This is a genomic window from Leptolyngbya sp. DQ-M1 (genome assembly GCF_039962505.1).
Taxonomy (GTDB): Bacteria; Cyanobacteriota; Cyanobacteriia; order Leptolyngbyales; family Leptolyngbyaceae; genus Leptolyngbya.
The window spans coordinates 1,109,983-1,122,781 of sequence record NZ_JAMPLJ010000001.1 but is presented as its reverse complement, the minus strand read 5'-3'; the positions used below and the strand labels follow the sequence as shown (position 1 = coordinate 1,122,781).

The following is a 12,799-nucleotide window of genomic DNA, read 5'->3' as shown; positions in this document are numbered from 1 at the left end:
ATTCGCAATGCCCCAATTCAACCTAAGCAGTGGCTCTTGCGGGTTGCAGAGCAATCTCTGCCATTGTGTAGTCCCGCCTGATCGCTAAGCTGTTGAGGTAAGCGATCGGGTCTTCCGCATTGAAGGGAACGCCATCAAACAATTCGATTTTGTTGCGGGCGTAGCTCAGCTCTGCCAGACCCAGCTCCCGCGCTGCTGTACTAAACACATCGACGCGGCAGGTTTTTTCCAATACTTCCACCCAGTTGCGCGGCAGAGGAATGTCACCCCATCGCGCCATCTGCGTCATGATCCAGAGATGCTCAGTCCGACTCGGACGGTTCGCGCCTTCGCCGAAGAAGAGATGATGGGCTGGATCAGAAGTTCCTAACCCTAGCTGAATATACTCTACCTGAGTTGCAACATATTCTTTACACGACAGGATTTGACGAATCTCGGTCGTGTTTTCTGGATTGGCACAGTAGCGGCAGGCTTCGAGTAACGCTTTCACCAGGGCAATATGCGTATTCGGGTATTTTGCTGCCCATTCTTCACGCACACCGAGAACTTTACCGACGTGACCGCGCCAGATATCGATATCCGATGCAATCGTGGTGCCAACGCCTTCGCGCTCTGCCCTGAGATTCCACGGGTCGCCGACGCAGAATCCATCGATCGTGCCTGCTTTTAAGTCCACTACCATTTGAGCAGGGGGAATGATTTGCAGATGCACTTGGTGATCGGGGTCGATTCCGGCAGAAGCTAACCAGTAGCGGAGCAGCAGATTGTGCATCGAGGAGGGATGAACCACGCCGAAGCGGTGTGGATTTTCGGGAGAGCGCTCAACCATTGCCTTGAAGCTTTCCAAGGAATCCACGCCTTGTTCTTGGAAGCGGCGATCGAGGGTGATGCCATTCCCATTACGGGTCATTGTTAATGACGTAACTACCGTGGGGTTATCATTGCGCTCATTGCCACCGAGTGTAATCCACAGAGGCATTCCAGCAGGCATCTGAGCCGCATCTAAGTAGCCAGCAGTCATACCGTCTACAATGCCGCGCCAGCTTGTTTCCCGTGCCAACGACACTTCATCGAGACCATGCTTTGTAAAGAAGCCTTTCTCTTTTGCAACCGCTAGCGGAGCGCAAGCGGTGAGCGGCACAAAGCCGATTTCGAGGTTGACTTTCTCTAAGCCATGTCGCGCAACCGTTGCAACTTTCTGCGCTCGGATTTTCTTCACGCGCTTTTGCTGGTTCAAGAAGTAGATCAGTTCGCTCCGCAAGCTGTAGTAGCTAGGGTGCTTCACCACTTCCATCCGTTTACGCGGACGCGGAATATCAACATCGAGAATATTGCCAATCTTGGAACTTGGCCCGTTGGTCAGCATCACGATGCGATCGCTGAGCAACACTGCCTCATCCACATCGTGCGTCACCATGACGGCGGTGACTTGGTTCTCTTCACAGATCTTGATCAATTGCTCCTGTAGGTTGCCTCTGGTCAAAGCATCCAAGGCACCGAACGGCTCATCGAGCAGCAAGAGTTTGGGCTGAATTGCCAGACCCCGAGCGATCGAAACCCGCTGCTTCATCCCGCCGGAAATTTCGTGCGGATACTTGTCGATCGCGTGTCCGAGTCCGACTAGTCTGATGTACTTCTCGGTCAGTTCTACACGCTCTTGGGGCGATTTCTCAGTCAGCACTTCATCCACTGCCAATCCGACGTTCTCGCGTACCGTTAACCACGGTAAGAGCGAGTAGTTTTGGAACACAACCATGCGATCGGGGCCGGGTTGCTTTACTGCCAGTCCTTCTAGGGTGACAATGCCGCCGGTTGGACTATCCAAGCCTGCAATCATATTCAGCAGCGTGGACTTACCGCAACCAGAGTGACCGATCAGCGAAATGAATTCGCCCTTTCTAATCTGTAAATCGATGCCTTTGAGTGCTATATACTCTTGTCCACCAGGAAGCGGAAACGACTTGTCAACCTGTTCAACAGAAACAAAACTGCTCATGTGCTTATTCTCCCTCTAGAAATTACTGTTTAACAATGAGGGACTGAATCCAGCCCACGAAGCGATCGAGCAACAAACCCACTGCACCGATATAGACCAACGCCAGAATCACTTCACTGATGTAGTTGTTCTGATACGCTTCCCAGATAAAGAAACCGATTCCCACAATCCCGGACATCACGATTTCTGCCGCGATAATTGCCAGCCATGCAAGACCGATCGAGATTCTCATGCCAGTAAAGATGTAAGGCAGCGCAGACGGCAGCAAAATCTTGAAGAAGTATTTTTTCGGCGAGATTTGCAGCACTTTTGCAACGTTGTTGTAGTCCTGAGGGATTTCTTTGACACCAACTGCGGTGTTAATCAAAATGGGCCAAATGGCAGTAATGAAAATCACGAACAATGCAGCAGGCTCGTTCTTTTGCAGTGCAGCCAGCGAAATTGGCACCCATGCCAACGGCGGAACGGTACGCAGGAACATAAAGAGCGGATCGAGGGCTTTTGAGATCAGAGGCTTTGTGCCTACGAGAATTCCGATCGCAACTCCCACAATCGCAGCCGCAGTGTAGCTAAATGCGACCCGTTGTAGACTCGCGAAGGTTTGCCAGAAAATCCCTTTATCGGTGCCACCGCGATCGAAGAACGGATATAACAGCAGTTCTCGTGTCCGCTCTTCTGTCCACAGGCTTGACGGCGGCGGCAGAAGAATTACTTTCGCTGCCGAAAGCAATTCCCAAACGATTAAGAAGATTGCGATCGCAATCAAAGGCGGCAAAATTTCTTTGCCGATCTTCGCAAAATTAATTCCGCCCAATCCTGCTCTACTCTTCCCCAACGTAGCTGTCATGTCGATTCTCCTTACTGCAAGTGAGTGCAAACATCTTTCGTCCTAGTCGCAACTAGGCTTTCAAACTCTTGAACTTCAAACTGTCAAGATACGCCTGCGGTTTTGTTGGATCAAATTCCGCGCCATCAAAAAACTTTTCAACTCCACGCGATGACTCTTGTGGAATTTCTGCTTGTGCCACTCCCATTTCCTGAGCGGCTTCTTTCCAAAACTTCTCGCCGTTGACTTCGTTCACAATGCGATCGGCTTCTCCGAGTGCGCCCTGCGGCAGGAATCCCCAGCGTACACTTTCAGTGAGGAACCACAGATCGTGGCTCTTATAGGGATAAGACACGCTGCCTCTGCCGTCCTTCCAGTATTTGACCGCGAGTTCTGGGTTGTTCTCGGTTTTCTGGGTGTCGCCTAACTGATACTGTCCCGCATAAGGCCCACGTAGGAAGTCGGGCGGAACATTGAAGAACTTACGCTGCGCTAAGATCCGAGAGAGTTCTTCTTTGTTTTCTGGCTTGTCGCACCACATCTGAGCTTCCATCACCGCTTTGAGGACAGCTTTGGTTGCTTTTGGGTGTTTCTCGATCCATTCTTTGCGAACCGCGAGGTATTCTTCAGGGTGATATTGCCAAACTTGTGCCGTTAAGACAGCGAGGAAGCCGACACGATCGCGCACGATCCGGTAGGGCCAAGGGTCACCTGTGCTAAAGGCATCCATTGTTCCCGTTTTCATGTTGGCAACCGTCTGTGCGGATGGAACTGCCATCAAATTGATTTCAGTGTTTGGGTCAATACCGTTTGCTGCCATCCAGTACCGAATCCAAAAGTCCTGGTTCACCTTGGGAAACGTATAAGCGGCTCTAAAGGGTGTCCCTGCCTTTTTCAGCTCGCGAATGTAGTCTGCTCCACCAGATTTTGCCAGGTTTAACTCGAAGCCTTTGCCAATGTGAGTGTTTGCAACTGCAACTCCGTTGCCATGCGTACAAAGCTGCGATAGAACAACCATTGGAATCTTACGGTTTCCTTTGGTGATCAATCCTTCACTCAACAGATGGGGGATTGGCATTTGCCATTGTCCACCGTCGATACCGCCATTGGCTGAGCCGAGTTCAGCATTATCGCGAGCTGCTCCCCACGACGGCTGTTTAGAAAGTTCTACATTCGCCATGCCATACCGAGCGAAGAATCCTTTTTCTTGAGCAATAATCAAGGGAGCAGATTCAACGATCGCAATATAGCCGAGTTTGATCCGAGTGGTTTCAGGCTGTTCAGCTGGCGAAAGTGAAAGAACTTGCGCTTTTGGGGACATATCGGACGGAGAAGGGGGAGTTAAGGTACACCCTTTTAGTGCAACGGCTCCGGCTGCTGCACTAGCCGTCCATAAGAACTTTCGGCGAGTCAAGAAGTCGAATTCGGTCATGGTCGAGTCTCCAAGGATAGCAAGGCTTCTCCCACGACAAATCAGACGCGATCCGCGGGGAGGTTCACAAGCAGCAATGGCTCGTTGCAGACTGACTCAAACTCAATCGTTCAGCGTTCAACTTAGTCAAATTGGCAAGTTTGAAGTTGCTAAATTGGATTGAAATGGATCGTCAGAAAGGACGAATCATGCTTGCGTATTTTTATGAGGAAATAGCTGTTTTGAATGCGATAGAAACGATTGATTTAAGCCAATTGTTTCTATTTGTCTTTCTACTTGTCCCGGTAACCATTCGATTGAATGTATTAAATTCAATGTTTGGATTGAAATAAGATTATCGTCTTTGTGGACGTGCGTCTAGTGAAAAAACAGTTGGAACTAAAGAAATTCTAAATTCAAACAATAAGAAATTTAACTTCATTCAAACTGTACCTCTGATTAGTATCGAGATGAATAGATAGTTGAGCGATTTTGCGCCATTTCTTGGCAGATTTTCTAATCGTTGAATCGATCGAATTAAAGTATAGAAATCTTCCTTTGTTTGTTTAGAACTAAATCAATTGCTGCGATCGCAAGCCCTACCCAGTCAAAGGATTTGTGAGCGAGAAAGGCGCTGGGGATTGAATACGCTGCTTTCGGCATCAGGGTAATAAAAACGCGGCGCGACGTTTGTTTCTAAAATTCTGCTAACTGCTAAGTTAAATTACGGATTTGAAATATTTTATAATTCGTCTTTTAACGGAAGAAATTTCTGGCGACAGCATGAGTAGGAGTGAAATGGCTCACTTGTTGACGCTTGTGAAATGAACGATGAAAAAGATAATTCAAATGATGAGAACACTGCTATGGCAATCCTAAGTCATTTGTGAGATGCGTAGTTGATTGCGCCCCCTAAATCCCCCATTTTGGGGGATTTAGGGGGCAGAAGCATACTGAAACGGAGCGACAAAGCCTCATTTATCATTCATTTAGGATTGCTATAGCTACGATCGCGCTTTCAATCTTGCTTCTGGGGGCATTGCTGAACCAGCCTGCTTTAGCAGCAGGTGTTGCGACAGGAGCGAAGGTATTTGCTGCAAACTGTGCTTGCCAGGCAGGTGGCGGTAATGCAATCAACCCGTCCAAGACGCTCAAGCAGGCTGCCCTGACCGCAAACGGCAAGGATACGATCGAGGAGATCGTGGCTCAAGTCACCAATGGCAAAGGCGCGATGCCTGCATTTAAAGTCGCCTGAAAGATGATCAAATTCAATCGGTTGCCATGTACGTTTTAGAAAAAGCAAGCAAGGGTTGGTAAGCGGATTTGGGAATTCAGCAGTGTATAAAGGTTAAGGTAGAGATTCTGTTCGACTTTTATCGTGCTGAATTCCCAAACTTGCGGCTATGTGGCATAAATCAATTTTAGAGTGGCTGAAACACCGTCCTTGGCTATTGGCACCGTTGCTGGCAGTGATTCCCCTTACTGGACTGTACTTAAATCAACACACTCAAACCGAGGCAAAATCTGTACCGTCTCTGCCTGCTGCCTCTCCTAGTCCTACGTCATTTGCGCTCTCTTCTCCCCTACCGCAACTAAACCCTAAGCCTCCGACTCCGAAACCGACCTTAACGCCAATCGATCCGAAAAAATATACAAAAGAGCAAGCTGCAATTAATGAGCGATCGAAAGCCGCATTTGTCGCATCCGTAGGAACCGTAGATTCGCTGATTGAGATGCAAGTAGCGATCGCAATGGGGCAGCCCACGATTTCGATTACTGCCTCTCAAGGGGCGACAATTTCAGGTGCAGAGGGTCGATCGCTAAGTCAGCTTGCGGCAGGAAATCCTTATACCATTCAGGCAGCAGGCGACCAGATCAATTTTGGCAATGGGCAGTTGCCGGGAATGGTAATGATTCAGCCTGCACCGAATGGAGTGCTGTATTTGGGTGACAAGCCGTATCGAGGGCGCTTTTTGTTAGCAGCGCAGGGTGGGCGAATTTGGGTCGTGAACTATATTGATCTGCGCCACTATCTTTACAGTGTGGTGGCAAGCGAAGTGTCGCCGAGTTGGAACAAAGAAGCCCTGAAAGCGCAGGCGGTTGCAGCACGATCGTATGCGCTGACTTATTATTTTCGACGGGCGCAACCGCTCTATCACATGGGGTCGGACGAGTATTTTCAGGTCTATAGCGGAATATCGCGGGAATCAGAACGCACGAATCAAGCCGTGGATCAGACTGCGGGTGAATTCATTAGCTACAGGGGCGGGATTGTCGAGTCGCTGTATGCTGCCTCAGATGACATTGTTGCGGAGGCGTTTCGCGGTCGAGGAATGAGCCAGCTTGGTGCATTGGAACTCGCAGAAAACGGACATACCTATCGGCAAATTTTAGCGCGGTACTATCCGAAAACCGGAATTGCGAGGATTGAGCAAGATCACGAATGAGGGACAGTGAGATCGCCGGAAGATGAGCGATCGCGCTGGAAACCGCCTATTTGTCTCGGTGCGATCGACCTTTGTACAATCCGATTACATAGCCAATCACGCCTGCTCCGATCGCAGCTTGAGTCGCAAATAGGAGGCTTTCAATTTCGGGGCTTGCAGGCTCGAATAAAGGCTTAAGCCAGGGTTGGTAAGTGGGATGACTGTTTTGAATCGCGGCTTCTGCTTGACCGTCTGAACCGCTAAACTCACCCCGGACAAACACTAACGGGAAAGCTGCGAGACTGACAACGGCGATCGCAAGTAACCAATTTTGTCGAGCTAAAGAGCGTTTCATTGCTTAATCAGGTTTAAGGTTTCTAATTCACTGCGGTTGTAGGTTTGTAGCCAGTTCCAAACTAATACCGTTAACAGTCCTTCGCTAATGGCTAATGGAATCTGCGTGAAGGCAAAAATTCCGGCAAACTTGAGAAATGCTGCCCAAACGCCACCGGATGCGGCGGGAAATGCTAATGCCAGTTGAAAGGAAGTTGTGACATACGTAAGTAAATTCTCTAAAGCGGAAGCAAGGAAAATCGCTGCTTTTTGATGACCTGTCTTTAAAATCAGATGATAGACCGCATAAGCAATGAAAGGGCCAACGATCGCCATCGAAAACAAATTTGCTCCGAGGGTTGTGATTCCTCCGTGTGCCAACAAGACTGCCTGAAACAGCAGCACCAATCCACCGAGTACGGTCATCACCGAAGGGCCAAACAAAATTGCGCCGAGTCCGGTTCCGGTCGGATGTGAACAACTTCCGGTGACAGATGGAATCTTAAGTGCAGATAGAACAAACGCGAATGCTCCTGCCAGCGCTAAAAGCAACTTCAATTCTGGAGTTTGGCGGGTGATACGGGTGAGCGATCGTAATCCGATTAAGAAGAACGGCAGCGAAATTGCCCACCACAAAGCCGCCCACTGAACAGGTAAAAATCCTTCTGCAATGTGCATTGCCTGTGCAGGAGCGGCGGCACCGATCACTAGATACAAACTTAGCCCTGCCATTGCAGCAAGGCTCATCCATTTTTTAGTCTTCATTCTGTACCTCGCAGAACTTTGAGAACGAAAAAGCTGGCGGGCATTCTGACTGGAGATAATTCTCTTCACAGTTGCGGGACAGCGGCAGATTTGCACTGCTCTTTCCCCGTTTCCTCGATCGACTGATCCTCAGATCGAACCAACTTTTATCCGTGCCTTACTGTATCACTATGCAATTAAAAAACTCTGATTTTGATTCACGCAATTCCATATTTTTGGCTCTTACGATTTACCTCCAAGGGCGTAAATTCCGGTGCGGTTGGCTTGATAAGGTACAAGCACTGCGCATAAGACTCCTATGTTTGAGACATCTACCCTAACAACACTGCCAACCCTTAAACCATCTACGATCGCTCCTCTGAGCCTCCCAACGCTGAGACAGTCTAGTGGAACACTGAGCTTTAACAGCGGGCAACTCGAGATCGACGTTAATACTCCGACGGGAGAGAGAAGCAATATTATTGAGATCGCACCAGTCGCGAATGACTTTTCTAGCGCACTTGAGCAGCTTCAAGGAACACTTAGCTTTGATCAGGGCAGCGTAACTAGCAATCTCACAACCGCGATCGGGGGCTTCATCGGAACGATCGCATTTGCTGAAACAGTAAGCAATTTTGTAGAGAATGCGGTTAAAAGTATTTCGGGGAGTATTCCATTTTCGGATGGTCGGTTGGTGATTGATGTGCCATCTTTGGCGAATGGCACGATCGAGTTTGGTAACGGCGCATTAGTGACAAATCTAAGTACGCCGATCAGAAACTATTTCTCATCGATCGACTTAGAAGAACAAGTTAAGTTTAATGCTGGCAGTATTCCAGGGGTTGTAAATTTCGATGATGGCTTGGTGATTCTGGATTTACAGCCGCAAATTCAAGATGAAGACATTGCAATTCCGATTAATGCCATCAGTGGAACTGTAGTGTTCAACAATGGACAAGCAACTTTGAACATTCCGACCCCATTTGGGACGTTAGCAACAAACTTTGATCTATCAGCCCTTGTAACTGAAGCAGTGACAGATGCCTTGAATGGTTCTGGAACGGTGACGTTTAACAATGGCATTGCGACGATCGACACAACAGGAGGTTTAGGCACAGTGAGAACTACACTAAACCTCCCACAACTCGCTCAAGATTTCGGCTCAAGTTTGGCAAACACACAAGGCACGATCAGCTTTGATCAGGGCATTGTGACTAGCAATCTCACGACACCGAACATTGCAGGTGCGATCGATTTATCCGCCTTGTTGGGTTGAGGTGCGTTTCGCAGTCATGTTTAAGGTTTCGGTTGAATTGCCGCTTAACACTTCAGCCGTTCCTTGCAAAGTATCTTGCGCTACTTGAGCATTCACTCGGACTCGGACATCTTGCCCATTGATCTTTTGACGATGTTCAAAAGACAAGCGATCGCCCGCTAATTTAATGTTCGGTAGGCTGATCGTTGTGCCTGCAACTTGCGCCATTGCGCTTGCATTCTGAAACGATTGTTTCATTTGCAGGGTGTAAGGAATCGATTGTCCCGATTGGGTCGAAAGTGTTCCTGTCCACGTGCCTTCGACTTGGGCGGGAATAATCCAAAGATAGGCAGTGCGATCGTCGATGGTGGTTCGCTGGTCGGGTTGCCAATCTCCCATTGAGAAGGCATGAGAAACAACGCGGCTTCCGGGTTTGAGTTCGCTCAGGAGCTTCGGACGCAGTTCAAGATTAATTCGAGGGAGCAGATACAGCGTTACAACCGTGGCATCGCGGAAATTTGCCCGAAATAGATCTTGCTGAAGGAATTGAACGCGATCGCTGACTCCCGCTTGTCGGGCATTTTCATTACTTTTGTTGACTAAACCGGGATTAATTTCGATTCCGACTCCTCGCTTTGCGCCGAACTTTTGCGCCGCAGTAATCACTAATCTGCCATCGCCTGAACCCAAATCGTAAACAATATCGTCGCGTCCCACCTTTGCCAGTTCTAACATTCCCATCACCACATTTTCAGGTGTAGGAACATAAGGAACCGCAGGAATCGCCAATCCCGAACTGGGTTGATCTGCCGCGTGAGTTTTCGGAATGTCAGCGGCAACGATCGACATCGCAACCAGGACTCCAAGAAATTTAAGCGATCGGCGCACAGCTACCTCCTCGAAAAAACTGTTGCAGATTTAGCGCGATCGTCTGGTTCAGAGCATCTACCCGAATATAGAAAAACGAGCAGGACTGGGGTTGTCCTACTTGTTTGAACCTAATTTAGGAGCCGACCGCTACCTCTATTAGTGTCTCTGGCTCTGGTGTTGGGTCATTCAGCGCGATCGTAAACGTCTTCGAAGTGGTGTCACTACCGCCGTTTGCCGTGCCGCCATTGTCCTTCAGCGTGACCGTCACCGTTGCGGTTCCTGCCTTTCCTGCCGGAGTGTAGCTGAGCGCTCCAGTTTCCGGGTCGATCGTCGGCTGTCCATTCGTCGTAAACAATCCAGCATTATCGACTGTAACCTCATAAGTCAAGGTTTCGTTCGACTCATTCGGTGCCCCTTTGGTGACGTTAGTGAGGAAACCATTCACCGCTTGAGTGCCTGCGCTCACGTCAACCGATTGGTTTTCCCCGAGCGTGAAGGTTGGTGCTTGGTTCACGGACAGGACGGTGGTGCCGATCGATTTGGTTGTGCCTGCGATCGCGCTTGTTCCACCATTTCGGGTCACATCTTGTCTAACGAATGCAATAGTCGTAGTTGGCATAGGTGGCATCACAATGTTACCTACCATGTAGCCGCCACTGAAGGTTGTGGTCGCTGTGGAGAAGCTTCCGGTGTAGGTGTCATCGATCGTCCGAATGGTCAAGCTGTCTGGGGTGCCGTTATAGAATGCGGCAGGCACAAATCGTAATTTCGTCGTCGCACTCAGCACCAGGGCGCTAGTCTCGGATGCTCCACCCACAACTGCCCAATTGCTGCCATCGGGTGAATACTGCCAACCGCCTTGACTGCTTGGAGCGGTATTCCCGACGATCGCAATGCCTTTCAAGCTGGAATTGGTATCTGGATCGCTGAACTGATTGCTCAAGAGGGTGGAGATTGCTTCTCCAGCAGTCACCGCATTCTCCAGAATCGAACCGAGAGATACATCTGCACCAAGTGAAGGAGCCGTGTTAAATGACAACTTCAGCGTCGTGGTCACGGCTGCACTGTCTGTGAAACTGTCAGCTACCACAACCGAGAAGACGCGATCGCTCTTGTCCGGGTTGAGTGCGGTATTGCTGTATGAAATGCGTTTCAGTGCGGCTTCGTAATCTGCAAATGAACCAGCGCCAAAGAGGGTGAGAACTCCGGTGCTGGCGTTGTAGGTGCTGGCAATCAAGGAACCTGCTTGAGCGTAGGTTAGCCTTTCATCGGCTCCATCCTTGAGATTTGTAATGCTCACCCTTACAAGCGCTAACTGTGTAGAATCGGGGTCTGCGATCGAGGGTGTACCAGTGATCACTGGAGCGCTGCCTTGCGACTGCTCATAGGTGCCAATGGTTGTACTCGATAAGGTGAACTGTGGCGCAATGTTCGCAAACAGATCGATCTTCGCCGTTGTGGTTGTCAGGTTTGTGTTGGTCACTTGGAAATAGTATTTGCTGGGAGCCAGCGGCTGAGACGGTTCAAGCATGAACTCCTTGCCTTCCGCATTCAGCACCTTCGTCTCCAGACCTGGAACCTCTAAGTTATAGAGAAGGGCTTGTGGCTCATTGACGGTGAAAGTATAGAAGTTTGAGCTACCAGGCAGAATCGAATCAGTGAAGCTCGCATCTTTACTCGGCACACCAATATTGAACGCAGTGTCGATCGACTCGCCACCCAACGGCATCAACATTGGTTCAGCATACTGAGAAGTCACGCTAACAATTTGCCACTCACTGCCTACCTTGGGTGCATCAATGAATGTGCCAGACAGAAACTTTGTGCCATTAAAGAACCATGCTGCCATTTCGTTGGTCGCACTGTTGCGCCAGATGAAATGCGGATCATTGCCCACTTGAGCAACTTCTGTCAGTTCCCATTTTCCGCCCACTTTGGGTGCATCAAAGAATCCACCATCCACGACAGACCTACTCGCATCGACTGTCCAGTATGCCGTTTCGCTGCTGGCTGCATTGCGCCAAACTAACTGTGTGTTGTCTTCCAGAATCAGTTCATCAAGCAGCTTCCAATCCGAATTGCTGCCGAGGGCCGCCGTGTTAGTAAAGAAGCCACCGCCCGCTATAACCAAACTGTCATTGATCGTCCAATATGCGGTCTGATCTCCTACCGCATCACGCCACAGCAATCTCAAATCGTCGTTAACGATGTTGGCATCGATGAGTTGCCAGTTCGAGTTGCTACCGAGTTGCGGCGCATCTTTGATGAACCCGCCGTCTATAAAATTGTCGTTTACATCGGCTGTCCAAGTAGCTGTTTCATCCGTTACACCATTACACCATTGCGCCACACCAAGATCGATCGCCACTGTCGTTTGGTGTGTTCACCGCGCCAATTAGTTTCCAGTCGGAATTGCTGCCGAGTTGCGGGGCATTGTTGACAAACGCACCGTCTACTGAGCTAGTTCGATCTAAATTCCAAAAAGCAGTTTGATCGGCGAGTGAGTTGCGCCAAACGATCGAGCTTGAGATGCCAGGTTCAGCAAATAACGACAAATCGTAGCTACCTGCATCTGAGGTCGAGACGGTTAGCGTGTAAGTGCCTGGATCAAGAATGCGGGTAATGCCATCGGTAATCTTGCCTGGATTGTTTGAGGTGATTTCCAGATTGCTACCAGTCTTCGTGAGTTTGAGATTTGAATCGCCGTCGAGACTCGATAAGATTGCGTTGAAACTACTTCGTCCTCTAACCTCGAAGTTGTAGGTCTCAGCAGATAACGGAACGTGTCTTTGAAATTCTTTGAAGGTATCGAGAACGCCAAGATTATTGATGCTTTCCGGGGTTTGCATTTTTTCAGATTGAGAAATACACGTGCCCATGGTAGGTAATACAACTTACAGCGCCCTCTCGGTTCGTACTGAGTTCTGTATGAATCTTC

At 49.3% G+C, this 12,799-nt stretch carries 9 protein-coding genes, 2 pseudogenes and 1 riboswitch; of the genes and pseudogenes, 3 read left to right on the top strand and 8 right to left on the bottom strand.

Annotated features, from left to right (window positions below; translation table 11 throughout):
• Positions 1-22: 22 nt before the first annotated feature.
• The 3 genes from NC981_RS05420 to NC981_RS05410 are packed head-to-tail and all read right to left on the bottom strand — an operon-like array spanning position 23 to position 4,254.
• Positions 23-1,996, bottom strand: coding sequence for a nitrate ABC transporter ATP-binding protein (locus NC981_RS05420; RefSeq protein ID WP_348241871.1), 1,974 nt, complete (start codon positions 1,994-1,996; stop codon positions 23-25).
• Positions 1,997-2,018: 22 nt separating this feature from the next.
• A complete protein-coding gene (gene ntrB / locus NC981_RS05415) occupies positions 2,019-2,843 on the bottom strand; it encodes a nitrate ABC transporter permease (protein ID WP_190375547.1) in 825 nt (274 codons plus the stop codon).
• Between the two features lie 52 nt (positions 2,844-2,895).
• Positions 2,896-4,254, bottom strand: coding sequence for a CmpA/NrtA family ABC transporter substrate-binding protein (locus tag NC981_RS05410; protein ID WP_348241869.1), 1,359 nt, complete (start codon positions 4,252-4,254; stop codon positions 2,896-2,898).
• 973 nt (positions 4,255-5,227) lie between these two features.
• Between NC981_RS05410 and NC981_RS05405 the strand changes: the two are divergent.
• Positions 5,228-5,550, top strand: a pseudogene (locus NC981_RS05405) (c-type cytochrome).
• Positions 5,551-5,636: 86 nt separating this feature from the next.
• Positions 5,637-6,680 carry a SpoIID/LytB domain-containing protein gene (locus NC981_RS05400; RefSeq protein ID WP_348241867.1) on the top strand — a complete coding sequence of 348 codons (1,044 nt, stop codon included), beginning with the start codon at positions 5,637-5,639 and terminating at the stop codon, positions 6,678-6,680.
• Positions 6,681-6,726: 46 nt separating this feature from the next.
• Here the strand turns inward: NC981_RS05400 and NC981_RS05395 are convergent, their stop codons facing one another.
• On the bottom strand, positions 6,727-7,014 hold the full coding sequence (locus tag NC981_RS05395) for an energy-coupling factor ABC transporter substrate-binding protein (RefSeq protein WP_348241865.1): 288 nt from the start codon (positions 7,012-7,014) through the stop codon (positions 6,727-6,729).
• The gene (locus NC981_RS05390) at positions 7,011-7,757 is read right to left on the bottom strand and encodes an energy-coupling factor ABC transporter permease (protein ID WP_348241863.1); all 747 of its coding nucleotides are present in this window, start codon (positions 7,755-7,757) and stop codon (positions 7,011-7,013) included. The genes NC981_RS05395 and NC981_RS05390 overlap by 4 nt, the downstream gene beginning before the upstream one ends.
• A gap of 17 nt (positions 7,758-7,774) precedes the next feature.
• A riboswitch (cobalamin riboswitch) is annotated at positions 7,775-7,916 on the bottom strand.
• Positions 7,917-8,055: 139 nt separating this feature from the next.
• On the opposite strand from NC981_RS05390, the gene NC981_RS05385 reads away from it, so the two are divergent.
• Positions 8,056-9,012 carry a hypothetical protein gene (locus NC981_RS05385; protein ID WP_348241861.1) on the top strand — a complete coding sequence of 319 codons (957 nt, stop codon included), beginning with the start codon at positions 8,056-8,058 and terminating at the stop codon, positions 9,010-9,012.
• Between the two features lie 300 nt (positions 9,013-9,312).
• Here NC981_RS05385 and NC981_RS05380 read toward each other — a convergent pair.
• The 3 genes and pseudogenes from NC981_RS05380 to NC981_RS05370 all read right to left on the bottom strand — a co-directional run.
• Positions 9,313-9,765 (bottom strand): annotated as a pseudogene (locus tag NC981_RS05380) (class I SAM-dependent methyltransferase); the annotation flags it as partial.
• A 229-nt stretch (positions 9,766-9,994) separates the two neighbouring features.
• Positions 9,995-12,229 carry an Ig-like domain-containing protein gene (locus NC981_RS05375; RefSeq protein ID WP_348241859.1) on the bottom strand — a complete coding sequence of 745 codons (2,235 nt, stop codon included), beginning with the start codon at positions 12,227-12,229 and terminating at the stop codon, positions 9,995-9,997.
• Positions 12,195-12,710: a hypothetical protein gene (locus tag NC981_RS05370; protein ID WP_348241857.1), complete on the bottom strand. Its 516-nt coding sequence runs from the start codon at positions 12,708-12,710 to the stop codon at positions 12,195-12,197. The genes NC981_RS05375 and NC981_RS05370 overlap by 35 nt, the downstream gene beginning before the upstream one ends.
• Between the last annotated feature and the right edge of the window lie 89 nt (positions 12,711-12,799).